20 protein-coding genes are annotated in these 25,063 nt (G+C 65.7%); 8 read left to right on the top strand and 12 right to left on the bottom strand.

Going from position 1 to position 25,063, the window contains the following annotated elements:
* Nucleotides 1-14: 14 nt before the first annotated feature.
* Nucleotides 15-374, top strand: coding sequence for an STAS domain-containing protein (locus CH291_RS11605; protein WP_068054398.1), 360 nt, complete (start codon nt 15-17; stop codon nt 372-374).
* Here the strand turns inward: CH291_RS11605 and CH291_RS11600 are convergent.
* Together CH291_RS11600 and CH291_RS11595 are read right to left on the bottom strand one after the other, a co-directional pair.
* The gene (locus tag CH291_RS11600; protein ID WP_094668554.1) at nt 351-1,496 is read right to left on the bottom strand and encodes a PP2C family protein-serine/threonine phosphatase; all 1,146 of its coding nucleotides are present in this window, start codon (nt 1,494-1,496) and stop codon (nt 351-353) included. The genes CH291_RS11605 and CH291_RS11600 overlap by 24 nt on opposite strands.
* Nucleotides 1,496-2,296 (bottom strand): alpha/beta fold hydrolase, encoded by an 801-nt coding sequence (locus tag CH291_RS11595; protein ID WP_094668553.1) that lies wholly within the window; start codon nt 2,294-2,296, stop codon nt 1,496-1,498. The genes CH291_RS11600 and CH291_RS11595 overlap by 1 nt, the downstream gene beginning before the upstream one ends.
* Nucleotides 2,297-2,383: 87 nt before the next feature.
* On the opposite strand from CH291_RS11595, the gene CH291_RS11590 reads away from it, so the two are divergent.
* Entirely contained in the window at nt 2,384-3,436 is a 1,053-nt protein-coding gene (locus CH291_RS11590; RefSeq protein WP_094687538.1) for an NAD(P)H-binding protein, read from the top strand.
* Here CH291_RS11590 and CH291_RS11585 read toward each other — a convergent pair.
* From CH291_RS11585 to CH291_RS11565, 5 genes are all read right to left on the bottom strand, one after another.
* Nucleotides 3,415-4,917, bottom strand: a complete 1,503-nt coding sequence (locus CH291_RS11585) for an amidase (RefSeq protein ID WP_094687537.1) — start codon at nt 4,915-4,917, stop codon at nt 3,415-3,417. The two genes, CH291_RS11590 and CH291_RS11585, sit on opposite strands and share 22 nt — an antisense overlap.
* Before the next feature lie 112 nt (nt 4,918-5,029).
* Entirely contained in the window at nt 5,030-5,314 is a 285-nt protein-coding gene (gene catC / locus CH291_RS11580; protein ID WP_094687536.1) for a muconolactone Delta-isomerase, read from the bottom strand.
* Nucleotides 5,315-5,319: 5 nt separating this feature from the next.
* Complete coding sequence (gene catA / locus CH291_RS11575) at nt 5,320-6,186, bottom strand: catechol 1,2-dioxygenase (RefSeq protein WP_068054380.1); 867 nt, start codon at nt 6,184-6,186, stop codon at nt 5,320-5,322.
* Between the two features lie 23 nt (nt 6,187-6,209).
* On the bottom strand, nt 6,210-7,313 hold the full coding sequence (locus tag CH291_RS11570; RefSeq protein ID WP_094687535.1) for a mandelate racemase/muconate lactonizing enzyme family protein: 1,104 nt from the start codon (nt 7,311-7,313) through the stop codon (nt 6,210-6,212).
* Nucleotides 7,310-8,239 (bottom strand): LysR family transcriptional regulator, encoded by a 930-nt coding sequence (locus tag CH291_RS11565; RefSeq protein WP_094687534.1) that lies wholly within the window; start codon nt 8,237-8,239, stop codon nt 7,310-7,312. Before CH291_RS11565 ends, CH291_RS11570 begins: the two co-directional genes overlap by 4 nt.
* Nucleotides 8,240-8,490: 251 nt before the next feature.
* Between CH291_RS11565 and benA the strand changes: the two genes are divergently transcribed.
* From benA to CH291_RS11535, 6 genes are all read left to right on the top strand, one after another.
* Nucleotides 8,491-9,858 carry a benzoate 1,2-dioxygenase large subunit gene (gene benA, locus CH291_RS11560; protein ID WP_094687723.1) on the top strand — a complete coding sequence of 456 codons (1,368 nt, stop codon included), beginning with the start codon at nt 8,491-8,493 and terminating at the stop codon, nt 9,856-9,858.
* A gap of 1 nt (nt 9,859) precedes the next feature.
* The gene (benB, locus tag CH291_RS11555) at nt 9,860-10,366 is read left to right on the top strand and encodes a benzoate 1,2-dioxygenase small subunit (protein ID WP_094638854.1); all 507 of its coding nucleotides are present in this window, start codon (nt 9,860-9,862) and stop codon (nt 10,364-10,366) included.
* The gene (benC, locus tag CH291_RS11550) at nt 10,356-13,070 is read left to right on the top strand and encodes a benzoate 1,2-dioxygenase electron transfer component BenC (protein WP_218829031.1); all 2,715 of its coding nucleotides are present in this window, start codon (nt 10,356-10,358) and stop codon (nt 13,068-13,070) included. Before benB ends, benC begins: the two co-directional genes overlap by 11 nt.
* 60 nt (nt 13,071-13,130) lie before the next feature.
* Nucleotides 13,131-15,821, top strand: coding sequence for a LuxR C-terminal-related transcriptional regulator (locus CH291_RS11545; protein ID WP_094687722.1), 2,691 nt, complete (start codon nt 13,131-13,133; stop codon nt 15,819-15,821).
* 151 nt (nt 15,822-15,972) lie between these two features.
* A complete protein-coding gene (locus tag CH291_RS11540) occupies nt 15,973-17,334 on the top strand; it encodes an MFS transporter (protein ID WP_094687532.1) in 1,362 nt (453 codons plus the stop codon).
* On the top strand, nt 17,331-18,578 hold the full coding sequence (locus CH291_RS11535) for a benzoate/H(+) symporter BenE family transporter (RefSeq protein ID WP_143545918.1): 1,248 nt from the start codon (nt 17,331-17,333) through the stop codon (nt 18,576-18,578). The genes CH291_RS11540 and CH291_RS11535 overlap by 4 nt, the downstream gene beginning before the upstream one ends.
* Nucleotides 18,579-18,655: 77 nt before the next feature.
* Here the strand turns inward: CH291_RS11535 and CH291_RS11530 are convergent, their stop codons facing one another.
* From CH291_RS11530 to CH291_RS11510, 5 genes are all read right to left on the bottom strand, one after another.
* Nucleotides 18,656-19,831, bottom strand: coding sequence for a 4-hydroxybenzoate 3-monooxygenase (locus CH291_RS11530; protein WP_094638858.1), 1,176 nt, complete (start codon nt 19,829-19,831; stop codon nt 18,656-18,658).
* A 67-nt stretch (nt 19,832-19,898) separates the two neighbouring features.
* Nucleotides 19,899-20,651, bottom strand: coding sequence for an IclR family transcriptional regulator (locus CH291_RS11525; RefSeq protein WP_094687721.1), 753 nt, complete (start codon nt 20,649-20,651; stop codon nt 19,899-19,901).
* Nucleotides 20,652-20,745: 94 nt separating this feature from the next.
* The gene (locus CH291_RS11520) at nt 20,746-22,248 is read right to left on the bottom strand and encodes a carboxyl transferase domain-containing protein (protein WP_094687531.1); all 1,503 of its coding nucleotides are present in this window, start codon (nt 22,246-22,248) and stop codon (nt 20,746-20,748) included.
* Complete coding sequence (locus CH291_RS11515) at nt 22,245-23,444, bottom strand: CaiB/BaiF CoA transferase family protein (RefSeq protein WP_094687530.1); 1,200 nt, start codon at nt 23,442-23,444, stop codon at nt 22,245-22,247. Before CH291_RS11515 ends, CH291_RS11520 begins: the two co-directional genes overlap by 4 nt.
* Before the next feature lie 212 nt (nt 23,445-23,656).
* Nucleotides 23,657-25,027 (bottom strand): SLC13 family permease, encoded by a 1,371-nt coding sequence (locus tag CH291_RS11510; protein WP_068054349.1) that lies wholly within the window; start codon nt 25,025-25,027, stop codon nt 23,657-23,659.
* Between the last annotated feature and the right edge of the window lie 36 nt (nt 25,028-25,063).

The raw sequence follows: 25,063 nt of genomic DNA, 5'->3' as shown, positions 1-25,063 counted from the left end.
TCAGGAGTACACACATGCCAGCCGATACGAACACCGCCGGATTTTCCATCCAGTCCAGCAACGACGGGCGCGCAGCCGTCATCGCGGTCGCCGGTGAACTCGACGTCACCACGGCCCCCGCGCTGTCGTCCGCGATCGAAGCGCAGATTTCCACCACACCGGCTGCCCTGATCGTCGATCTGAGCAAGGTCTCGTTCCTGGCCTCGGCTGCCATGACCGTGCTGGCGTCGACGCAGAAGGATCACGGAGACACCGTTGCCTTCTCGGTCGTCGCCGATGGGCCGACCACCAGCCGTCCGATCAAACTGATGGGTCTCGATCAGGAATTCGCGCTGCACGCCGATCTCGCGTCAGCCCTCGCCGCTCTCGACTGACTCCACTCCCAGCGCCATCACTGCTGCGTCGTCGGCCAAGCCGTCGCCGAAGCTGTTCAGCAGTACCCGTAGGTCCTCGACGATGACTGCAGGCGACGCCGGGGCGTGGGCAGTCGCGAATTCCAACAGCGCACCCTCGTCGTCGTATCGACCTGTGCCCACCTTGGCCTCGGTGAGGCCGTCGGTGTAGAGCATCAGGGTGTCGCCCGCGCTCAACGTCACGGTGGCAGGCACGAAGCGCGCATGACGCAGAATCCCGACGAGTTGCCCGCCCGTCATGTGGACGTAGTGCGCACTGCCGTCGGCACGCATCACCAGTGGCGGCGGATGACCGCCACTGGCCATGCACACCTCGAATCCATCGGCCGAACGACTGAGCACCCCGAACACCGCCGTGCAGAACTGCGCGTTGTTCTCGCGGAATTCCTGTCGCAGAACCGAATCCAGATTGTGCAGTACAGCGACCGGGTCGTGGTCGTACACCGCGGCAGCGCGCAGGGTGTACCGCGTCAACGACGTCACGGCCGCAGCCGATGCACCCTTGCCACACACGTCGCCGAGAAAGAATCCCCAGCGATCGTCCGACAGCGGGAACAGATCGTAGAAATCTCCACCCACCTCGTCGCTCGATGCCGCGTGATAGTGCGCGGCAGCGGTCATTCCCGACGGCGGCAGCAGGGCGGGCGGCAGCAGTGACCGCTGCAGTGTCTTGGCCAGCAGCTCCGCTCGCGTCCGGGACTCGAGCAACTCGCGTTCGTAGGTGCGACGGTCCCTGGCGTCGAGCGCGGTGATGCGAATGAGCACCGGCGTGTCCGACTCGTCGGTCTTGACGTTCGCGGTCATGAACACCGGCAGCCGACGTCGATCGGACGTCACGAAATCGAGCGCGATGCCGTCGAGCTGACCGTACATCCGCAGAATCGGACCGAAATGGGTCTCGTAGTGGATGCGGCCACCGGCGGTGAGAAGTTGGGTGAAGTCGGTCCCGATCAGGGCGTCGACCTCGAAGCCGAGCCAGCCCGCCAGCGTCGCGTTCAGCCTCGCGATCCGCATGTCGGGATAGACCGACAGGTAACCGCACGGCGCGTTCTCGTACAGATCCTCGATGTCGAGCTCGTGCATTACGCCGGTCTCACGAAGGCCGCAATCGCCTCGGCGGTCTGTTCGGGTTGGGTGACGTGCGGGCAGTGCCCGCTGGCGTCGAGCGTCTTCAGAGTGCTGCCGGCGATATGTTCGTGCACGTATCTGCCGACCTGAGGCGGAGCCAACGAATCGCGTGCGCAGTCGACGATCATCGTGGGCAGGGTGACCCCGGCCAGATCGGCGCGATTGTCGGACAGAAAGGTGGTGCGCGCGAACACCCGTGCGCACTCGGGGTCGGTTCGGCAGAAGCTCGCGGACCACATGTTCTCGAGATCCGGCCGATCCGGCGCATTGACCACGATCGGCGCCATCGAAGCGGACCAGCCCAGATAGTTGCTGTCCAACGACTCGAGCAGCTCGTCGATGTCCTCGCGGCTGAAACCCCCGCGATAGTCACCGTCGTCGATGTATCGCGGAGACGGCGTCAGGAGAAAGAGCTTGGAGAATCGCTCGGGTGCCGCCTGAACCGCGAGAACGCCCATCATCGACGCCACCGAATGCCCGACGAACGTGACGTCACGGAGGTCGAGTTCCCGGACGATGTCGATGATGTCGTCGGCATAGGCGTCCAGCGGCGCGTACTTGTCGGCATCCCAAGCAGCCGGGTCCGACGCTCCCGATCCGACGTGATCGAACAGCACGACCGAAAAATTCGGGGCCAGGATGTCGGTGACCGAGCGCCACAGCGTCTGGTCGCATCCGAAGCCGTGAGCCAACATCACCACGGGACCGTCGGCAGCCCCCACGACCTTGACGTTGTTCCTGATGCGCGCACTCACCCGCACAGTCTGTCACCTGGCTACGACAGCGGGGAGTGAGACTGCCCCGACCGGGTATGGCCTGTATCTACAGAAACGAGAAATCTCATGCGAGTACTGGTCACCGGTGCAACCGGATACATCGGATCCCGGCTGATCCCGGTCCTTCTCGAGCAGGGCCACGAGGTGCACGCGGCCATGCGCGATCCGAGCAAGAAGTCGCGTTTCGCCTGGGGCGCGCACGTCACCGCGGTGCACTTCGACCTCGACGATCACGAGACCTTCGACACCGCGACCGAGAATGTCGACGCCGTCGTCTACCTTGTGCACTCGATGGACGAGGGCGACTTCGTCGAGAAGGATCGCCACGCCGCGCAGTCCATGGCCGCCGCCGCCGAGCGCAACGGCCTGCGCCGGATCGTCTACCTCTCCGGCCTGATCCCCGACGACGGCACCCCGTTGTCGGATCATCTGCGCTCTCGCCTGCAGGTCGAGGAGGTGTTCCTCGACAGTGCGGTCGACGCCACCGTGCTGCGCGCGGCGATCATCCTGGGTTCCGGATCGACGTCGTTCGAATTGGTGCGTCGCATGACCGAGCGTCTACCGCTGACACCGATTCCGACGTGGATGCGCAGGCAGGTGCAGCCCATCGCCGTCGTCGACGTGGTCGCCATCATCGGCCGCGCCCTCGGCGACACCGCACGCCCAGGAACGTTCGACATCGGCGGAACCGAAACGATGAGCTACCCGGAGCTGCTGCGGGCGTACGGCAGCGTTGCCGGTCTGCGTCGCGCACAGATTCCAGTGCCGCTGTTGCCGACGGGATTGGTGGGGCGCGCCGTCGCCATCATCACCGGCATGCCTCCCGGCACGGTGATCTCGTTGGTCGACAGCCTCACCCACGACATGGTGGTGCGCCGCGGGAACGCGGCAACGGAGGTGTTCGCCGAACCCGGTACCTCACTGATGAGCGTCCGGGAGGCCCTGGAGCGTTCGATCACCGTGACCGCCGAGGAGGGCACCGATGCCCACGCCGATCCCCAGGCTGCCGCCGACACCGATCCCGAGTGGGCAGGAGGGGTCGTCGACATCGTCGACGGCCAGGTGCGGCAGCGGCCGTCGGGCATCCTCGGAAAGGCTCAGCTCGGGGCTACCCGCTGACCGATATCGGCATAGTGGTGAGCCCACGGCACGGCTCGTTCCAACTGTCCGGCCAGTTGGACGAGCAACGCTTCGCCGCCCAGCGGAGCGGTGAAGTGCGCACCCATCGGGAGTCCGCTCGGCGTCCAGTGCAGCGGAAGCGACAGCGCCGGGCGGCCGGTGACGTTGGCCAGTTGGGTGTACGGAATCCACGAGATGTTGTCGTCGATCATCTGGTCGACGATGCCGGTGTGCCGAAGCAGACCGGCGGTTCTACTGCGCAACAACAAGTCCGACGCTATTCCCAGTGGCTTCGCGAGATCGAATGCACCGATCTTCGGCGGTAGCTCGGCAATCGTCGGGGTCAGCAGCAGATCGTAGGTCTCGAAGTACGTGGCCAGAGCCCGCACGTGCACGTGGCGACCTTCCACCGCCTGGAGGTAGTCGACGCCACTGGCGGATCTTCCCAGCGCCGCCATGATCCGGGTATCTCGCTCGAAAGAGTCGTCACCGCAACCGGTTCGACGCTTGACCTCGTCCATCTCGTAGGCCAGATAGGTGAACCAGGCCAGCAGGAACTCGCGATTGAGGCTGGCATCGTCGTACGGCGGGGCGTCGAGAAGTTCGACGGTGTGGCCGAGTTCGGTCAGTGTCTTGGCGGCAGACTCCATCGCAGCGACGGCCTGCGGATCCGGACTCGGATTCACCGACGTCGCCGCATACATGCCGATTATCAAGGCCTTGGGGTCCTGCTCCGTCCGTGACAGGAAGCTCCCGTCCGGCCGGGCGGGCGAGTAACCGGATGTCGCCTCGCCACCGGCCAACACGTCGAGCATCGCGGCGGTGTCGCGTACCGATCTCGACACGACGCCCTGCACTGCCGCTCCGTGCATCGCCTCACCGAACGTCGGTCCCGACGGCACCAGCCCGCGGCCGGGCTTGAGGCCGACGAGCCCGCAGCACGACGACGGAATGCGAATCGAACCGCCACCGTCGCTCGCCCCTGCCACCGGGACGATCCCGGCCGCGACCGCTGCGGCAGATCCGCCCGACGAGCCACCGGGAGTTCTACTGTGGTCCCACGGGTTTCGAGCCGGGCCGAACACGGTCGGCTCGGTGATTCCCTTGGCACCGAACTCCGGGGTGTTGGTCTTGCCGAAGATGACCAGGCCTGCGTCGAGCCAGCGCTGCACCACCGTTGCGTGCTCGGGCATCGGCAGATTCGTCAACGAGCGGGATCCACTCGCGGTGGGCACCCCGGCATAGTCCTGCGAGAGATCCTTGATCAGAAACGGCACACCGGCGAACGGCCCGTCGAGCGTTCCCGCCAGTTGCTCGTCCGCCTGCTCCGACATGAGGCGAACGATCGAATTGAGCGACGGGTCGATCGATGTGGTCTGCGCAAGAGCACAATCGAGCAACTCGCGCGGCGTCACCTCACCGTTCGCTACCAGTTCCGCCAGGCCGAGGCCGTCGTACTTGCGATACTCGTCGATACGCATGGCGTCAGCCTAGGTCCCGGGACCGTCGCCGGAGTGCCGAACTCGCAGTTGTGCGGGGATTTCGGCCCAATATCGTGCACAACTGCGAGTTCGACGAGGCGGGAGGTTGATTTCACCCCGCGGCGATGTCCGACGGGTGCCCGGCGAGTGGAGTCACCTCGATGCTCATGTACGGAAACAGCGGCAGATTCCACAGAATCTCGTGGAGTCGCTCGTTGTCCCGCACATCGAAAATGCTCAGATTCGAGTACTGGCCCACCAGCCGCCAGATGTTCACCCATTCACCGTCGCGCTGCAACTGCTGCGAGTACGCCTTCTCTCGGGCGAGAGTGTCGGTTCGCACGTCCCCATCGAGATCCTGCGGGAGCGCGACGTCCATCTTCACTGCAAACAGCATGTCGCTCAGGCCTTGTCGAGAACGAAGTCGTAGGTGACTTCCTGTCCGCCGTCGACGTCGTGCGGGTCGAGAATGAGCTCGGGCTTGACCGCACTCGCGACGTCGTCGTCGTTGTGGGCGTCACCGGGGAAATAGAGCTGGGTGGTGATCTGCTGATGACCTGCTGCCGCGACCTTGAGGTGCAGGTGCGCGGGACGCCACGGATGCCAACCGGCAGCCGAGATCAGGTTTCCGCACGCTCCGTCGGTCGGAATCTGGTACGGCGCAGGCTTCATCGTGTGAATCCAGAACTGCCCCTGATCATCTGCAGTGACCGTGCCGCGCAGGTTCCACTCCGGGATGCCTGGTGCGAACTGCGAGTAGAAGCCGTCGGCGTCGGCATGCCAGATCTCGATGACTGCATGGGGCAGCGCGGCCCCGTCGACGCCGCGCACCTGCCCCTTGAACAGCAGCGGGGTGCCTTTCTCGCCGTCGCGGGTGGGAAGGATCGCCGCGGAACCGAGTTCGGGTGCATCGGGAACGTAGTAGGGGCCCTCGATGGTGCCCTTGCTGCCCTCGCGGGACTCTCCGGCCACCTCCTCGACGACGTGTTCCACCCATACGTCGAGGAAGAGCGGCCACTCTCCGGTCTGCCCGACGTTGATCAGCCATGCCTTGAGGGCGTTGTACTCGTCGTACGTGACCTTGTGTTCGCGGACGGTGTCGTGGATCGCCGAAATGACCTGGCGAGCAAGCAGACTCACGCGCTCGGGTGGGGTGTCGGCAGCGGCCTGCTTGTCGGAGGTGAAGCGCTGGGTGGCGTTCGCGCCGGACGCGGCGGCGGTGGCCACCTCCGCGGACAGATCTGTCGATGCTGCGTGGTCGATACTCATGGTGAAACTCCTCGTTCTCGGGGCTAGGTGTCGATGCGGTAGGTGGAGAGTTTGTGAGGGTCGATGTCGATGCCGTGACCGGAACCGGTGGGGACGGTGAGTTCTCCGTCGCGGATCTCGAGCGGCTCGGTCACCAGGTCGTCGCTCATGTCGAGGAAGTTCGAAAGTTCCCCGGCTCGACGCGACGTCAGGTCGAAGGCGGCCCCGAAGGCAACGGTGCAGGCCGAGCCGAGTTGACCGTCGATCTGATTGCCCATCACCACATCCAGGCCGAGGCCCTCGCACAGGTGATGGATGCGCGTCGAGTCGGTGAACCCGGTGCGGGCGGTCTTGATGCTGACCGCCGTCGCCGATCCCCCGAGGATCTCGCGAGTCACTTCGGCAGGCGTGGTGGCCGATTCGTCTGCGACGAAGGGGACATCGAGTTGCTGCACCAGCCAGCGGCGACCGAGAACATCGTCGGCCGGGCACAGTTCCTCGGCAAGGGTGAGTCCGAGATCGGCCATGTCCTTCATGGCGCGTGCCGATTCTGCAGCAGTCCAGCCGCGATTGCCGTCGACGTACAGTTCGACGCCCTCGCCGAGACCTTCCCTGAGCGCGCGCACGACGGCGGTGTCGAGGGCTACGGGTCGGCGACCGACCTTGATCTTGAACACCTCGATTCCGTAGGTCTCGCGCATTCGAGTCGCCTCGTCGACCATCGCTGCAGGAGTGTCGAATCCGAGCATATGGCTCACCCGCATCCGGTCGGTGTATCCGCCGAGCATCTCCGTGACGGACAGGTCGAGGGTGCGGCCGAGCGCGTCCCAGACGGCCATGTCGATCGCAGCCTTCGCCACCGGGTTGCCCACGGTGCGGGTCAGCCTGGAGCGGATCACTTCCCGATCGAGCAGGGTGAGTCCGAGAACTGCAGGGGTGAAAAGGCTTCCGACTACCGCGACGATTCCGCGCTGAGTTTCGCCGTAGGTGAAGGGACGTGGGGGCGCGTCTGCGGTGCCGACGATACCGTCGTCGGTGTGCACTCGAACCAGCACGTGATCGGCGGCATGCACCTCTCCGCTGGCGAACTTCAACGGCTTGACATACGGAATGCTGTACGGAATCGCCTCGACTGCAACGATCTTCATAGAACTGCCTTCGGGTCGGGTGGTGGAGAAAGTGTGTCGACGCGGGGCAGGACCCCGGCCTCTTCGAGAGCGCCGACCAATGCGTCGACGAGGGCCGACGGTCGGTCGCGATGCCAGGCCAATGCCAGATCTATGGTGCTTGCGCCCGCGATGTCCCGGAAGACGACCCCGGTGAGTTGCAGTGCTCGGACGGATTCCGGAACGAGCGCCACCCCGAGCCCGGCAGCGACCAGGGCCAGCAACACGGACGTGTCGGGGGCCTCGTGCTCACGTCGGGGGCTGAAACCCGCTGCGCGGCAACTACGTAGAACTGCCTCGTTGACCACCGAATGCGAGTCCGCGTACATCACGAAGTCCTCGTAGGCGAGGTCTGCTACCTCGAGTGCGGCCTCGGCGGCGTACCGATGGTCGACGGGCACTGCCAGCAAAAGAGATTCGGTGGTGATGGTGCGGATGACCAGATCGTCGCCCGCCACCGGCGGCCGCAGTACCGCCACGTCGAGTTGTTCGGAGCGCAGCCCCTCCACCTGAGCGGGAGTGAGCAGATCCCCGTGCACCTCGAGTGCGAGGCCGGGCAGGCGCTGCTTGATCGCTCTGGCGATCGGCGGCAGCTGATCGAAGGCAGCGGTACCGGTGAAACCGATACGAACCAGCCCGTAGCGCCCCTCGGCGATGCGTCGAACACCGTGGGTGCTTCGCTCGATGTACTCCAGGTTTCGGACCGTCTCGCGGTAGAAGAACTCGCCCGCGGGCGTCAGGCTGACCTGCCGTGTGGTGCGAGTGAGCAGCGTGACGCCGAGTTCTGCCTCGAGTTGACGAACCGACTGGGAGAGCGCCGGCTGCGCCAGATGCAGGCGCTTGGCAGCCTGACCGAAGTGGCACGTCTCGGCCACCGCCACGAACTGATACAGGTGCCGCAGCTCCACGGTGACTTCCTCTCCGATATTGCGTTCCGAGCCGATGTACTCCTCGGCGTGACCCTGCCCACAGTAAGCCGCACATCCATCGACGGCAAAGACCTATTTCCGGTCGATTGATAAGTGGACGCGATCAATAGGCACCCTGGTCGAGCCTAGACAAAGCCCTGGTGTGACCGATGCCACTCGGTGTCAGAGTCGGAGACAACCGCCACGCGACTTGCACCGCCGCGGAATCGAACGACAGCGAGGACACGACCATGACGGAAATCTTGGATCAGGCGCACGCCGCCATCGACGGAGCGGTGATCGACGATGCCGACGCCGGCATCTATCGAGCCAATCGGAGCATCTTCACCGACGAGGAGATCTTCGAGCTCGAGATGAAGCACATCTTCGAGGGCAACTGGATCTACATCGCCCACGAGAGCCAGATTCCGAACAACGGTGACTACTTCACCGTGCACATGGGTCGTCAGCCGGTGGTCATCACCCGCGACAAGGACGGGGAGCTGCACTGCCTGATCAACGCCTGTGCGCACCGTGGCGCGATGCTGTGCCGCCGGAAGACCGACAATCGCCCCACCCTCACATGCCCGTTCCACGGCTGGACTTTCCGCAACGACGGCACACTCCTCAAGGTCAAGGATCCCGAGGGTGCCGGCTATCCGGACACGTTCGATGTCGACGGCTCGCACAACCTCACCAAGGTGCCGAGGTTCGAGAGCTACCGAGGGTTCCTGTTCGCCAGCCTGAACGACGACGTCTCGACGCTCGCCGAGCACCTCGGCGACACCACCAAGGTCATCGACATGCTCGTCGATCAATCACCGGACGGTCTCGAAGTACTGCGGGGGTCCTCGACCTACACCTTCGACGGCAACTGGAAGGTGCAGGCCGAGAACGGTGCCGACGGATATCACGTCAGTGCCGTGCACTGGAACTATGCCGCGACCACCTCGCGGCGCAACAACGGCGAATCGAAGAACACCACCAAGGCCCTCGACGCAGGCGGCTGGGGCAAGTCCGGTGGCGGCTACTGGTCCTACCCCAACGGGCACCTGTGCCTGTGGACGTGGGCCGCCAACCCCCAGGATCGGCCGCTGTGGGACCAGATGGATGCGCTCAAGGAGCAGTTCGGCGATGCCAAGGGCGAATTCATGGTGAAGGGCTCACGCAACCTGTGCCTCTACCCGAACGTCTACCTGATGGATCAGTTCAGCACCCAGATCAGGCACTTCCGCCCGATCGCGCCGAACAAGACCGAGGTCACCATCTACTGCATCGCACCCAAGGGTGAATCGAAATCTGCTCGCTCGCACCGCATTCGGCAGTACGAGGACTTCTTCAACGCTTCCGGCATGGCCACCCCCGACGACTTGGAGGAATTCCGCTCCTGCCAGCTGACGTTCCAGGCGACCAATGCGCCGTGGAACGACATGAGCCGCGGTGCCGAGCACTGGCTGACCGGGCCGGATCCAGTGGCCGAGGCACTGGACATGCACGGGGTGATCTCCGCGGGAGTCAAGAACGAAGACGAGGGACTCTTCCCCGTTCAGCACGGCTACTGGCGCAGCACCCTGCTCGCTGCCATCGACAGGACAGCTACCGAGAGCCGGGTGAAATGACATGACCTCCACCGAAACTCGCATCACGCAGAGCGCGATCGAGCAGTTCCTCTACCGCGAGGCCCGATACCTCGACGACCGGGAGTTCGAACTCTGGCTCACCTGCTACGCCGACGACGTCGAGTACTGGATGCCCTGCTGGGGCGACGACGATCTGCTCACCGAGGATCCGCAGACCGACATCTCGCTGATCTACTACGAGAACAAGGGTGGCCTCGAGGACCGGGTGTTCCGCATCCGCACCGAGCGCTCCAGTGCCACCTCGATTCCCGAGCCGCGCACGAGTCACAACATCAGCAACGTCGAGGTGATCGAACGCCGAGGCGACCTGGTCGATGTGCGTTTCAACTGGCACACGATGTACTTCCGGTACAAGACGATCGATCCGTACTACGGGACGTCCTTCTACACCATCGACTTCTCGGGCGAATCCCCGCTGATCCGCCGCAAGACCGTGGTGCTCAAGAACGACTACATCCACCACGTCGTCGACATCTATCACTTCTGATCAGGAAAGGAGACCCCTCGTGAGCCATTCCGTCGCACTGTCCTTCGAGGACGGCGTCACCCGATTCATCACCTGTTCCGACGGCCAGACCGTCGCCGACGCCGCCTATCGGTCGCGAATCAACATCCCCCTCGACTGCCGGGACGGGGCGTGCGGAACCTGCAAGGCACTGTGCGAATCCGGCGACTTCGACGGCGGCACGTACCTCGACGACGCGCTCAGCGCCGGCGAATCGGAGCAGGGCTACTGCCTGCCGTGCAGCATGACTCCGAAGTCCGACCTCGTACTCCAGATCGCCAGCACCTCCGCGGTTGCGAAAACCCGAGCGGCGACGCACGAAACCGTGGTCACCGCAGTCGATCGACTCTCACCGACGACGGTCCGCCTGGCCGTCGAGGCACCGCAGGGCGACGAACTCACCTTCCTACCGGGCCAGTACGTCAACATCACCGTGCCCGGGTCGGTGCAGACCCGGTCGTACTCGTTCAGCTGCGTGTCCGGATCCGACGAGCTCGAGTTCCTGGTGAAGCTGACCCCCGACGGGTCGATGTCGACCTACCTGGCCGACGCCGCAGCCGTCGGGGACAAGATCTCGTTCACCGGGCCGCACGGCAGCTTCTTCCTTCGGGAAGCGCAACGGCCCGCGCTGCTGTTGGCCGGCGGAACCGGCTTGGCTCCCATCCTGTCGATTCTGCGCACCTTGGCGGCCGAATCATCCTCGCGTCCTGTGCATCTGGTCTACGGCGTCAGCACCGACGAGGACGTCGTACTCCTCGACGAGCTGGCCGCACTCGCCTCGCAACTCGATGCGTTCACTTTCGATCACTGTGTGTCGGATCCGAACAGCACGGCCGCGAACAAGGGCTATGTCACGTCGCTGCTGAGGGAGGAACACCTGTACGACGGCGATGTTGCCGTCTACCTGTGCGGTCCTCCGCCGATGGTGGAGGCCGTGCGTGCGCACTTCGCCGAGTCGGGAATCGAACCGACCGGCTTCTACTACGAGAAGTTCGCACCGTCTGCCCCGGCCGTCGAGCGTCCTGATCCCGTCGAGAAGCCGACTGCAGCGGACACCACGCCCGTTGCGGTCGAACGGGTTCCCGCGACGGGTGCGGAGGAGCACGACCTCGTCACCGAGGACCGGCCTGCCACCGACGCTCGATCCGTCTGCGGCCAAACGCTCTTCGATGCTCGCGACGAGAATCCCCTCCGCGCCGGCACTGCGATCTCGGCGAGCGACGAAGCCCTTGCCATCACCTCGATCGCCCGCCAGCGCATCGTCTCCCACGGCACCGGTAATGCCGACCCCCTCGACGAGGCATCGGACGGTCTCGCCGTCACACCCGATGCCCAGTCGGTCGCCGGTCAACGCATATGGCCGGACCGAGATATCGAGCCGTTGTTCGACCGGGTCGAGCCTGCCGCACCCACCGTCGACTACGAGATCGGCGAGGAACATCCTTCGGTGCACGAATCCGATGCGGTGTTCGAGGCCCGACGCGCACTCGAACTCGGCGCACTGGAGTTGGTCATCGGCAGGCTCAGCTCCCAGCAGATCGCGGGCTACCGATTGCTCGCGGAGGCCACCACGCGCTACGTGGACGGCGATCGCTTCGTCGACGCCGCCGCGTACACCGAAACCAACGCCGCCTTCCACGACTACCTGTTCACCCAGACACGCAACGAGCATCTGCTGCAGGCATATCGGGCCCTCGGGGTCGAAGCTGCAATGGAGGACGTGCTCCGCAATGCGACGTGGTGTGACCCGTTGTGCGCCCAGGATCACCTCGACATCGTCGACGCTTTCGAGGCAGGCGACCGAGAACGCGCCCGCACCTTGATCGCCGACCATGCCGACCGCTCCAAGACCACGATGAAGCGCGCCATGCACGACTCCGCCGCGAGCAAGCGGCCCAGATTCGTCAGCCCGGGCCGGTTCGCCGGGAAGGTCGTCCTGATCACCGGTGCGGCGCAGGGCATCGGAGAGTGCGTCGCACGCAGGATCGCCGCGGAGGGCGGCACCCTGATGCTGGCCGATCGATCCGAACTCGTCGAAGAACTGAGCGCCGAGCTCGGCCGCGACGGCACCGAATCATCCAGTGTGCTGGCCGATCTCGAAACGTGGGCCGGTGCGTCGAGCGCAGTGGACGCGGCGCTGGCAGCGCACGGACGAGTGGACGTGTCGATCCACGTGGTGGGCGGGACCATCTGGGCGAAGCCGTTCGCGGAATACCCACCGGAGCAGGTCGAGAAGGAGATCTCGCGCTCGCTGTTCCCCACACTCTGGTCGTGTCGCGCGGTGATCCCGCACATGATCTCGAAAGGCACCGGAACCATCGTCAACGTCTCCTCGGTCGCGACCCGCGGAGTGCACCGAGTTCCCTACGCCGCAGCCAAGGGTGGAGTCAACGCCATCACCTCCGCACTCGCACTGGAGGCGGCTCCGCACGGGGTCAGGGTGGTCGCGACCGCGCCCGGAGGGACCGAGGCACCGCCGCGCCGCGTCGCTCGCGGACCTGCGCCGAGCACCGATCAGGAACAGCAGTGGTACCAGGCCATCGTCGATCAGACCGTCGACTCGTCCCTGCTCAAGCGCTACGGGACGCTGGACGAGCAGGCCGCGGCGATCTGCTTCCTGGCTTCCGACGAGGCGTCGTACATCACCGGTACGGTGCTCCCCGTCGCCGGCGGCGACCCGGGCTGAGTGTGCGCGATGTCGGTTCGATTGCCGGACGTACCCGCACGTCACCGCTACGGTGAGCTCATGTCCCCCGCGCCGCTCGTTGCCCGTGGCGAGCTGCTCGATGCGCTGGTGGACGAGGTGCAGGACGCCGACGCCCGATCGAGGTTCGTCGTCGTGGACGGCGCGGCGGGTGTCGGCAAGACCGCTGTGCTGCGAGAGCTGGCTGCCCGCCTCGACGCGGCCGAGCCTCGCCCGCGCGTCCGGCAGGTGTCCGCCGTACCGTGGGAGACGAGCAGACCGTGGGAGATCGCGCATCAGTGCTTTCCCGAGATCGACGTCGCCGACGGCCGGACGCTGCCGGAGCGAATCGCAGGCAGCAACGGACCCTCGGTGACCGCCGTGTTGATCGACGACGCTCAGGACGCCGACGCGGATTCGCTTCGCGTGCTTGCCTCTACCGTCCGACGCCACCGCGACTCGAAGATTGCCGTGGTGTGCATCCGTCGAGTTCTGCCCGCGGGGAGCATCGAATCGCACGACATACTCGATCGCGCAGCCGATACCCGGTTCGTCGTCGAACCGCTGGGAAGCCACAACGTCGCAGAACTCGCTGCGCTGCGCGGCGTCATACTCTCACCGTCGTCGGCCGCGCACCTGACCGCGCACACGGGTGGCCGCCCGAAACAGGTGTCGGCGCTGCTGTCCGAACTGCCCGGCCACATGTGGACGGGCGTGCGGCCCGAACTACCCGCACCCGAGTACGTGCAGGCATCGGTGCGAGCGGCACTGAGCGAGAGCTCCGCGGAGACTCTTCGGTTGGTGCAGGCCGTGGCCGTGCTCGATGGCGCTCGACCGGTCTCGACGGTGTGCGAGGTAGCAGAGATCGACGATCCCAGTGCTGCACTCGATCTGGCGGAGGCATTGGGTCTTGTTCTCGTGCGCCGTCGATCGGGTGTCACTCTGCTCGAGTGCCCGGACGGGATGATTCGCGCAGCCGTACTGGCCACCATGAGCAGAACCGGCGTCGCCGACGTCCATCGAGCCGCGGCGTCCGCCGAATCCGACCCGGCCGATCGGCTTGCACACCGCGCCGAGGCGGCGCTCCTACCCGAGCCGCACATGGCCGGCGAGCTCGAATCACTTGCCGCAGAACGCGCGCGGACCGGAGAATGGGCTACCGCTGCCAGGCTCTTCATGCTCTCGAGCCGAGCGTCCGGCGACGCAGGCCTGCGCGAGGATCGACTCGTGCGCGGCGTCGACGCCCTCATCGGTGCCGGTGACGTTCGCGGAGCATCGGACTACATCGCCGAGATCGAGAGTCTGCACGAAACACCGAGCCGCAACGCCGTTCTCGGCTATCTCGCAATTCTGCGGGGCCGCCCGCAGGAGGCCGACGCCCGATTGACACGGGCGTGGCAGCTCGTCCGAACCCGCCACGATCGCGACGTCGCCGCCGTCATCTGTCATCGCCAGGTACTGCACAATCTCGCCCGTTGCGACGGCGGCGCACTGGTGTACTGGGCCGACCGCGCCGTCGAACTCGTCGGCTCGGACCATCCGACTGCCGTCGAAGCACAGGCCATCCGGGGGCTCGGCCTGGCCGGAACCGGCCGCGTCGCAGAAGCATTGGCCAGCTACGAGGATCTGTGGGGACAGGCCGGTACCGGAGCCGTGGGACAGCGAGTGCAAATGGGTGCCGGCTGGCTGCACCTGGCCACCGACTCGGTGGAGCTGGCGAGGTCCGAACTGGAAGCCGCGGCACCGACGGACTTCCTCGGCGGCTCCACCCGAATCGCACTGTGGGCCAACGCCTGGTTGGCCCGCACGTATTTCGTCACCGGAGAATGGGACGCGGCGCTGCGGATAGTCGGGCGCGCCTCCGACCTGGCCGACAGTTCCGGTGCCGCCCTCATCGTCCCGCTCCTGCAGTGGACGGCCATGCAGATCCACGCGCTTCGGGGTGACTGGGATGCCGCCGCGGCGAGTTCACGACGAGGTGAATCCGGCGCTCGAGATTACGAGATCATGCGCGTCCCCACTGCCCTGGGCCGCGCAGCGATCTCCGAGGCTCGGGCCGACTACGCCGGTGTCCTGCGCGCCCTGAGTCCGCTGACACAGCAATGGGCACACGCCGACGTCTCCGAGCCGGGCTTCTGGGCCTGGCCGGACGTGTACGCCAACGCGCTGATCGTGGAGGGCAGGCTCGACGAAGCCGATGCCTTCCTCACCCCCCACGAAGCCCGGGTGGCAGAGCGCGGCCACCGATCGGCACATGCCCGGCTCGCGTGTGCGCGCGGTAGATGGCACGGCGCAACCGGCGACATGGATTCTGCACGAGCCTCTTTCGAGGATGCACTGGATTCGCTCATGCCACTGCCCCTGGTGTACGACCGCGCCCGGGTGAACTATGCCTACGGCCAGACGTTGCGGCGGGCAGGCAAGCGACGCGAAGCCGACGTGGTGGTCACCGCGGCCCGCGACGACTACCTTTCCCTCGGCGCTACGACGTACGTCCGGCGGTGCGACCGCGAGCTCAAGGCAGGTGGAGTGCACGCAATCCTCAAGGACAGGCCGCACAACGCGCTGACGCCACAGGAGGACGCGGTATCCACCCTCGTCGCAACGGGTCTGACCAATCGAGAAGTGGCCGCGGAACTGTTCCTGTCGGTCAAGACCGTGCAATTCCATCTCACGCGTGTCTATGCCAAGCTCGGCGTTCGATCCCGTTCCGAACTCGCCGCGGCCCGCGCATCCGAGAGCACGCCACCATGATTGTGCAACAGCGCTTTTCGGCACGAACCCTGGGTCGATCCTAGGCATTTACCCGGTGTGACCCAGGGCACAGTGCGACACACTTGCCGTACTGCACCGACCGGGTGCCGCATTCGCCCGCCACGACGGGCCCTCTACCGAAGGACAGTCGATGACCTCACCGACAATTCCGACGCCCCGCAGCGCAGCCGCCGGCTGGGCCAGTGACCGTCACCGACGTAGCGTGATCTGGATCGTCGCACTCTCCACCGCAGCAATCGTTTTCGACGGATACGACCTCGTCGTGTACGGAACCGTCCTGCCGACACTGCTGGCCGATACGACCCAACTGGGTGCTCTCAGCCCCGAGCAGGCCGGTGCCCTCGGTTCGTACGCTCTCATCGGAGTCATGGTGGGTGCATTGACGGCCGGAGCCTTCGGCGATCGCATCGGGCGTCGGCGCACGATGCTGACGTGCATCGTGTGGTTCTCGGTCGGGATGGGGGCCACCGCACTGGCCCAGAACATCACCGCTTTCGGAATCCTTCGATTCGTCACCGGAATCGGAGTCGGCGGACTCGTCGCCACGGTCGGCGCGATGATCGCCGAGTTCGCACCGGCAGGCCGTCGAAATCTGTTCAACGCCATCGTCTACAGCGGTATCCCCGCCGGCGGCGTTTTGGCTTCTCTAGCCGCAATCGCCCTGCAGGACAGCATCGGCTGGCGCGGACTGTTCTGGATCGGAGCACTGCCGCTGGTCATCCTGCTGCCCCTCGCGGTGCTCCGTATGCCGGAATCACCGCGATGGCTGTTGGCGCACGGACGCGTCGCCGATGCCCAGCAGATCTGCGCGAAGACCGGAATCCCGATGCCCGAGCCCGAGCCCGCAGTCGCCGGCGATCGCGTCGGATTCGCCGCGCTCGCCCGCAAACCACTGCTGCGCCCGACGGCACTCCTCGGGTTGATGAGCTTCTCCGGCCTGCTGCTGACCTACGGACTCAATACTTGGCTCCCGCAGATCATGTCCGAGGCCGGATACAACGCCAAGGGGTCACTGTCATTCCTGTTGGTGCTCAACGGTGGTGCCATCATCGGTGGATTGATCGCCTCTCGCGTCGCCGATCGGACCGGACCACAGCGCGTCATCGCCGCCACCTTCTGCCTTGCCGCACTGTCGTTGGTGTTGTTGACGTTGAACTTCCCACTCGGCGTACTGCTCGTCGCCGTGGCCGGTGCCGGAATCGGCGCTATCGGCACCCAGGTGCTGATCTACGGCTTCGTCTCCAATTACTACCCAACGACCGCCAGGGCGGCGGGCGTCGCATGGTGCGCCGGTTTCGGACGCCTCGGCGGCATTCTCGGACCACTGCTCGGCGGTATCCTGCTCGGTGCGGGGATCGCGTCCTCACAGGCGTTCTACATCTTCGCCGTCGTTGCCCTGCTCGGAGCTCTCGTCACCACAGCCGTTCCTGCGGTTCGGGCACTGCGTCGATCCGATCCAGCAATCAAAGAACCGGTGAAAGTGGCTGAATGACAGATATTTTCCAGAGGCCGACCTCGAGCGACCTACCGGAACGTCGCCCGCCGAATCTGCGTGCTCTGCGCGCGGACTTCGGCGGGCTGTACGTCGGTGCAGGGGCGACCGGCGTGCTGTTCAGCGCGACCGGGCCCGTTGCGGTGATCATGGGTGCCGCGGCAGCAGGCTCGCTCACCGCCGCGCAGACGGCGTCATGGGTGTTCGGGGTGTTCGTGCTCAACGGCATTCTCACCGTGGTGGCAAGCTGGGTGTACCGAATGCCGTTGAGCTTTTTCTGGACCATTCCGGGCACCGTTCTGGTCGGTCAGTCGCTGGCGTCGCTGACCTGGCCCGAAGTCGTCGGGGCTTATCTCGCGACCGGGGTTCTCATCATCGTGCTCGGTGCCACCGGCGTCGTCGCGAAGCTGATGGCCTTTCTGCCGCACAGTGTGGTGATGGCGATGGTTGCCGGCGCGTTCCTGTCGTTCGGAACCGGACTGGTGCAGTCCGTTTCGTCGAACGTACTGGTCGCGGGCACCATGGTCGTGGCGTGGTTGGCCCTGACACGATCCGATGTCTGGTCGAGGCGCATACCTCCGGTGCTGGCGGCATTGGTGGCCGGTCTCGCTGCGCTGGCGGCGACCGGCGGATACACCCCACTGACCGGCCCCGCGGCCGAGCTCCCTCTGATCGGTCTGCCCGAACTCGTTGCGCCGTCGTTCAGTGGGGCGGCAATGGCGCAGTTGGTGATACCGCTCGCCATCACCGTGGTCGCGGTGCAGAACGGTCAGGGCGCTGCCGTCCTGAGCTCCGCGGGCCATCGACCTCCGATGACCGCTGTCACCATCGCGTGCGGGGTGTGGTCGCTTCTCGTCGCACCGCTCGGTGCGGTGTCGACGTGTCTCGCCGGTCCCACCAACGCACTGCTCGTCGCTGTGGGTGAACGGTCGCGGCAGTACATCGCCGGAATGACCTGCGGCGCACTGGCTGTCGTCGTGGGTGTACTGGCACCGGTGTTGGTGCGCGGACTGGCAGTGGTACCCGCAACGTTCATCGCCGCCCTCGCCGGTCTGGCCATGCTCGAGGCACTGCGCGGAGCCTTCACCGCCGCATTCTCCGACTCGACCGGCCGTCCGGTACTCGCGCCGCTGATCACCCTGCTGGTCACCGTCTCCGGAACCGACGTCGCGGGCCTGGGGGCTCCGTTCTGGGGACTGGTCGCCGGTGTGGCGGTGACCTACGTGTTGGATCGTCGACGGTAGTTCCCGCCGAACTCGAAGTTATGGATGGATTCCGGGCATATTCCGTCCACAACTTCGAGTTCGGCAGAGTTCGAAGGTCAGAATCCGATCGGCAGACCGGCGTAGTTCTCCGCCAGTCCCGTTGCCCCGGCCTCGCTGGAAGCAACCCATTTCAACTGCGAGAGCTGCAACTGCGCGTCGAACGGGTCGTCGCCGGTATGCAGCATCGTCGTCATCCACCAGGAGAAGTGCGTGCAGCGCCAGACGCGTCGGAGTGCGTCGTCACTGTAGGCATCGGCGGCGCGGGAATCGTTCTTGCCCAGCAGTGACGTCAGTGCCGGTGCCAGCAGGGCGACGTCCGCCACTGCGAGGTTGAGGCCCTTCGCCCCGGTGGGCGGCACGATGTGCGCGGCGTCGCCGGCCAGAAAGAGGTTGCCGTGTCGCATCGGCGTCTGCACGTAGCTGCGCATCGGCAAGACGCTCTTCTCGGTGATCGGTCCAGGAGTGAGCTCCCAACCGTCCTGACCATGACCGAGCCTGCGTGCCAACGCATCCCAGATTCGGTCGTCGGACCAGGTGGCGATGTCGGTCCCGTTCGGCACCTGCAGGTACAGCCGACTGACCGTCGACGATCGCATGGAGTGCATCGCGAATCCGTCCTGATGCCAGGCATAGATGAGCTCGTCGGTCGAGGGCGCGACGTCAGCCAGCACCCCGAGCCAGGAGAACGGATACGTTCGCTCCCAGGTGTTGCGCACCGAGTCCGGCATCGCAGCGCGGCTCGGACCGAACGAACCGTCGCACCCGGCAACGACATTCGCGTCGATCCGCATCGGAGTACCCGAGGCATCGGTGAACGTGACGTACGGGGAGTCGGACTCGACGTCGTGCAACGCGGTATCGGAGACGTCGTAGAAGATCTGCTGTCCTGCTTTCTCCCGGGCCGCAACGAGATCCTTGGTCACCTCGGTCTGCCCGTACACCCACACACTTCGGTCCACCAGGTCGCGAAAGTCGATGTGGTGCCGCTCTTCCGGCCACTGCAGATAGATTCCGCGATGCTCGTGGCCTTCGCGATGCAACCGCTCCCCCAGGCCGTGGTCGTCGAGCAGCTGAACCGTCGAGTGTTCGAGGATGCCGGCGCGAATGCGCGAGAGCACGTACTCCTGCGTGCGCGATTCGATCAGAACGGAGTCGATTCCCTGCTCCCCGAGCAGGTGGGACAGCAGCAGACCCGCGGGCCCTGCACCGATGATGGCGACCTGTGTACGCATGCATCGAGTACACCGCGCATCGGGGCCGCGAACAAGACCATGTTTCCACTCAGCGAAAACATCGATCTCATCCCTGCAGACTTCGCTCGATTCCTCGGGCGGCAACCTGCAGAGCGGCAACCAGTCTGGCTCGATCTCGTCCGATGCTCGGAACCACGATGCCCAACGCCGCCACCACTCGTTCGCCCTCGCCGCGGACCGGTACGGCCACCGAACACGCCCCCAGCGTCATCTCCTCGACCGTCTGCGCATACCCCTCGCGATGCACTCGGCGTAGTTCGCTGTCCAACTTCCCCGGATGAGTCACCGTGTACGAGGTGATGCGGGTCAGGTTCCTCAGCACGCGATCGTGCACCTCGCGCGGGGCGTAGGCCAACAACACCTTGCCGACTCCGGTCGCATACAGGGGCAGGCGCGCTCCGACCCGGCTGACCGCAGGCACCGACGCGTGCCCGGCAAGCCGGTCGAGATAGAGCACCTGGTCGCCGTCGCGAATGGCCAGATGCACCGTGGCGAGTGTCGCGCCGTAGATGTCGTGCAGAAACGGTGAGGCGATCTCCCGCAGATCGGCTTGATCCGGTGCCAGCAATCCCAGCTTCCACAGTCGACGCCCCACCACGTAGCGGCCGTCCTCGCCGCGAACGAGCGCGCCCCAGTCGACCAGTTCACGCACCATCCGATGCGCGGTGGCGATGGGCAGGCCTGCGCCGTCGGCCAGTTCGGACAGCGTCAGCGAAGGGGTCTTCTCGTCGAACACAGCCAGAAGCGCGAGCAGCCGCGAGGCCACCGACACCCCCGGATCCCGCGCATTGCCCGCCACCCGGACGACGATAGCCTCCCCGACCACCCGCCGAACTCGAAGTTATGGATACATTTCGGCCGAAAACCGTCCATAACTTCGAGTTCGGCGGGAATTACACCGCGGCCGCCGCGAAGCCGATTCTGTTGAATCGCTTCTCTCGGGCGATCATCCGCATCGACGGGTCCTGAGCGATCAGTTCGGCGAGCTCCCGGTGCAGTACCGCACCCACCCGGTCGCAGAACTGCTGCGATTCGTCTGCCGCGTCGGGCAATTCGGGAATGATGATGTCGACAACGCCGGCCCGGAACAGATCGAGCGAGCGCACTCCCTGCTTCGTCGCCATCTCCGCGGCATGGGCGGTGTCGCGGTGCACGATGGCCGACGCACCCTCGGGCGGCAGCGGCGAGAGCCACGCATGCTGAGCGGCGAGAACGCGGTCCGCGGGTACCAGAGCGAGTGCGCCGCCGCCGGTCCCCTGCCCCAACAGCAATGACAGCGTGGGGGTTTCGAGGTCGACCATGTCTGCGATGCACCGTGCGATCTCGCCGGCCAGGCCACCTTCCTCCGCCTCCTTCGACAGTGCGGCACCCGCCGTGTCGATGACGGTGACGAGCGGAAGCTTCAGATCCTGGGCCAGACGCATACCGCGTCGAGCCTCGCGGAGCGCTGCCGGACCGAGCGGCGTTTTCGTCGTCTGACCGCGTCGGTCCTGCCCGAGCAGAACACAGGGCATGTCGCCGAACCGGACGAGGGCAAGAATCAGACCCGGGTCCCACTCGCCCTGGCCGGTTCCGTTGAGCGGCAGCACATCTGCCGCGGTACTGAACAGCAGCTCACGGACCCCGGGGCGATCGGCTCTGCGCGAGGCCAGAATGGACGTCCACGCGGGTACGTCCTCGATCTTCCATTCGAGCGCCTCGACGGTGCGTGGGCGGTAGGGCGGGATGTCGGTCATGATCCGCAGTGCTCGATCGACGATCTCGCCGAGTTGTTCGGGCGGACGGATGGCATCGATGAGCCCGTGGGCCTGGAGGTTCTCCGACGTCTGCACACCGGTGGGGAACTTCGCGTCGTAGAGCGCCTCGTACACGCGGGGGCCGAGGAATCCGACGAGAGCACCGGGCTCGGCGACGGTGACGTGACCGAGCGATCCCCAGGACGCGAACACTCCGCCGGTGGTGGGGTGCCGCAGATAGACGATGTACGGCAGGTTCGCCGCCTTGTGCGCGGTGATCGCGGCGGTGATCTTGACCATCTGCAGGAACGCGACCGTGCCCTCCTGCATTCGGGTTCCGCCGGACGTCGGCAGCGCCAACAGCGGCAGCCGCTCGTCGGTCGACCGGTGTACGGCGTTGACCAGGCGCTCGCCCGCCGCGACCCCGATCGAGCCGGCCAAGAACGCGAACTCCCCGAGCAGGATGGCCACCTTGCGGCCGCGGATGGTCGCGGAGCCGGTGAGCACGGACTCGTCCAGGCCGGTCTTCTCACGTGCCGCGGCGAGTTCGCTCGCGTACTCGTCGTCGACGACGTAGTCGGCCGTCGGGGTGTCCCAGGGGGCGAAGCTGCCTGGATCGATCACCAGATCGAGGAGTTCGAGGGCGGTCATTCTGGTCATCGTGTCGCCTCTTTCAGCCAGTCGCGGACGAGCTCGTCGTCGGCACCGAGCACCGGCGGCGCCAGGTGATTGGTTTCGGTGACCTCGGTGCCGTCGGATTCGAAGAACCGCAGTGGCGGTCCCGGCAGTGTCACCGTGCCCAACGTCGCGTGTTCGACGTCCACCAGCAGGCCCTGGGATTTGGTCTGCTCCCACTCGTAGACTTCCTGGACGTTGCGCACTTTGCCTGCGGGAACACCGATCTCGTCGAGAAGGGCCAGCAGCGGCTCGGTCTCGTAGGTGCGGAAGATCTTGGACACCAGTTCGATGACGTCGTCGCGACTGTTCACCCGTTGCGGGTTGGTGGCCATGCCTTCCAGATCGGGGTCGATGCCGAAGCCCTCGCAGAACCGATGCCACAGTCCCTCGCTGCCCACCGAGATCTGCACTGCGCCATCCGATGTCGGGAACAGGCCGTACGGGCAGATCGACGGGTGGTGATTGCCCTGCGCCGCGCCGACCTCGCCTGCGACGGTCCATTTGGTGCCCTGGAAGGCGTGCACTCCGACGACGCTGGCGAGCAGCGAGGTACGGACGACCTTGCCGCGGCCGGTGCGGTCGCGTTCACGCAGTGCAGCGAGAACGCCGAAGGCTCCGTACATTCCGGCCAGCAGATCCGCGATGGGGACGCCGACGCGCTGGACGTCCTCGGGACCCGAGCCGGTGAACGACATCAGCCCGGCCTCACCCTGGGCGATCTGGTCGTAGCCGGAGCGGCCGCCCTCGGGTCCGTCGTGACCGAAGCCGCTGATCGACAGCACGACCGTGCGCGGGTTGATCTCGGCGATGCGCTCGGGTGAGAAACCGAGGCGGTCCAGCACGCCGGTGCGGAAATTCTCGAGCAGTACGTCTGCCCGTTCGATCATGTGCTCCAACGCTTCTCGGCCGTCGTCGGTCTTGAGGTCGAGCGCGATGGACCGCTTGTTGCGATTTGCCGAGAGGAAGTACGTCGACTCGCGCTCGGCATCGCGCGGAGTGACGAAGGGGGGACCCCAGACGCGGGTGTCGTCGCCGCCCTTCGGGGTCTCGATCTTGATGATGTCTGCGCCGAGATCGCCGAGCATCATCGCCGCATGCGGGCCGGCCAGGGCGCGGGTCAGATCGACCACCACGGTGCCTTCGAGCGGTCCGGTTCTGCCTGTCGTGTTGAGGGGCATCGAATTGATCCTTACGTCGAAGCGAGGTGGGAGCCGGACCCGAAGTCCGATTGGATTACTGGGCCAGTGGCCTAGCCAATTCAATTGGACCAGCGAACCACGGCGATGTCAAGTAACGATGTACGCGTCTTTGCCCAGCTCAGACGCGTGATGGCGGCACGTCGAACACACGTGCCGCCATCATCGAGCGTCTGTTCTGAGCTGCAGTGCCGCTACATCCAGCCGGGTACGACCAGCAATGCCCAGGCGATCAGCGGGCCGATGACCACCACCAGTGCGCTGTACTTGAGGATCTGCTTGTAGAAGACGTCGCGGTCGATGTCCTGGGCATTGGCGAGCACCAGGGCTCCGTTGGTCGAGAACGGACTGACGTCGACGATGGTCGATGCGATGGACAGAGCCACGATGACTCCAATGGCTCCCACCTCACCGGCGAGCAGGAACGGAACCGCCAGCGGGATGGTGACGCCGAGGATCGCGGTGGACGACGCGAACGCCGAGACGATGGCACCGATGTAGCAGAGCAGCAGCGCCACCAGAAGCGGGATGCCGATGCTGGCGACCGAATCGCCGACGTACTCGACGGTTCCGGCTTCCTGCAGCACCCCGACGAACGTGAGCACGCCACCGATGAGCAGCACCGTCGACCAACTGATCTGGTTGATCGCGCCCTTCTGGGCCTTGGGCGATGCGAGAGCGAGGATCACAGCCACCGTCATCGCGATGAATCCGACGTCGAGGTCGAGCACGAGGGCGAACAGAGCCAGCGAGGCCAGGCCGACGAGCGTGAGAATCTGATCGAAGGTGATGGCCTTGACCGCGGTGGCCAGAGGTGGCGCGTTCTCGACCGTGACCGTCTGACCGGACGGACGAGGCGTCGACGCACCGAAGCCGCGCATGACCGTCCGCGAACCCGAACCGCCGACTCCGCCGGTGTCACCGTCGGGACGCGTGCCGTCCTCGTCGTGCACGCTGCGTCCGATGAGGGAGCGGCCACCGAGGAACATGAACAGCAGCGCGCCGATCGCGGCGTTGAAGAACAGGCTGCCGAGGAAGAGTGTGAGCGGACTGTTGACGAGTCCCGCGTTGGCGGCGATGTTGTTGACCGTGACGCCGTAGATGCTGATGGGCGAGAATCCGCCTGCCTGCGCGCCGTGGATGACCATCATGCCCATGAGCAGGGCGTTGATCTTGTAGCGCGCGGCGAATCCGAGGGCGATCGGCGCGACGATGGCCACCGCGGCCGGTCCGAGCGCACCGATGGAGGTCAGGACTCCGGTGATGCCGAACATCACCCAGGGGATGAGTGCCACTCGGCCTCCCACGAGTCGAACGGCTCCGCGGACCAACAGGTCGACCGTGCCGTTGTTCTGCGCGATGGCGAACAGGTAGGTGATGCCGACGAGCGTGAGGAACAGACTGCTCGGGAAGCCGGCAATGATGTCGTCGGCACCCATGCCCACGGCAAGTGTTCCGACGAAGAACGCCGCCACGAACCCCAACGCGCCCATGTTCACGGGGAACACGGTTGCGGCGAGGAACATGACGACGAGCGCAAGGATGGGTATCAACTCGGTCGACATCGAAGGTCTCCGGTCCGTCTGTGGTGTCACCCGAGC

Origin of the sequence: Rhodococcus sp. 14-1411-2a (genome assembly GCF_002259485.1) — a bacterium.
In the GTDB taxonomy this organism is placed as follows: Bacteria; Actinomycetota; Actinomycetes; order Mycobacteriales; family Mycobacteriaceae; genus Rhodococcoides.
This window is presented reverse-complemented; position numbering and strand designations above follow the sequence as displayed.

Excerpts from the sequence above, each read along its gene's own strand:
- CH291_RS11605 (WP_068054398.1), top strand. The coding sequence starts at position 15 with ATGCCAGCCGATACGAACACCGCCGGATTTTCCATCCAGTCCAGCAAC.
- CH291_RS11600 (WP_094668554.1), bottom strand. The coding sequence starts at position 1,496 with ATGCACGAGCTCGACATCGAGGATCTGTACGAGAACGCGCCGTGCGGT.
- CH291_RS11590 (WP_094687538.1), top strand. The coding sequence starts at position 2,384 with ATGCGAGTACTGGTCACCGGTGCAACCGGATACATCGGATCCCGGCTG.
- CH291_RS11585 (WP_094687537.1), bottom strand. The coding sequence starts at position 4,917 with ATGCGTATCGACGAGTATCGCAAGTACGACGGCCTCGGCCTGGCGGAA.
- catC (WP_094687536.1), bottom strand. The coding sequence starts at position 5,314 with ATGCTGTTTGCAGTGAAGATGGACGTCGCGCTCCCGCAGGATCTCGAT.
- catA (WP_068054380.1), bottom strand. The coding sequence starts at position 6,186 with ATGAGTATCGACCACGCAGCATCGACAGATCTGTCCGCGGAGGTGGCC.
- CH291_RS11570 (WP_094687535.1), bottom strand. The coding sequence starts at position 7,313 with ATGAAGATCGTTGCAGTCGAGGCGATTCCGTACAGCATTCCGTATGTC.
- benA (WP_094687723.1), top strand. The coding sequence starts at position 8,491 with ATGACGGAAATCTTGGATCAGGCGCACGCCGCCATCGACGGAGCGGTG.
- benB (WP_094638854.1), top strand. The coding sequence starts at position 9,860 with ATGACCTCCACCGAAACTCGCATCACGCAGAGCGCGATCGAGCAGTTC.
- CH291_RS11545 (WP_094687722.1), top strand. The coding sequence starts at position 13,131 with ATGTCCCCCGCGCCGCTCGTTGCCCGTGGCGAGCTGCTCGATGCGCTG.
- CH291_RS11540 (WP_094687532.1), top strand. The coding sequence starts at position 15,973 with ATGACCTCACCGACAATTCCGACGCCCCGCAGCGCAGCCGCCGGCTGG.
- CH291_RS11535 (WP_143545918.1), top strand. The coding sequence starts at position 17,331 with ATGACAGATATTTTCCAGAGGCCGACCTCGAGCGACCTACCGGAACGT.
- CH291_RS11530 (WP_094638858.1), bottom strand. The coding sequence starts at position 19,831 with ATGCGTACACAGGTCGCCATCATCGGTGCAGGGCCCGCGGGTCTGCTG.
- CH291_RS11520 (WP_094687531.1), bottom strand. The coding sequence starts at position 22,248 with ATGACCAGAATGACCGCCCTCGAACTCCTCGATCTGGTGATCGATCCA.
- CH291_RS11515 (WP_094687530.1), bottom strand. The coding sequence starts at position 23,444 with ATGCCCCTCAACACGACAGGCAGAACCGGACCGCTCGAAGGCACCGTG.
- CH291_RS11510 (WP_068054349.1), bottom strand. The coding sequence starts at position 25,027 with ATGTCGACCGAGTTGATACCCATCCTTGCGCTCGTCGTCATGTTCCTC.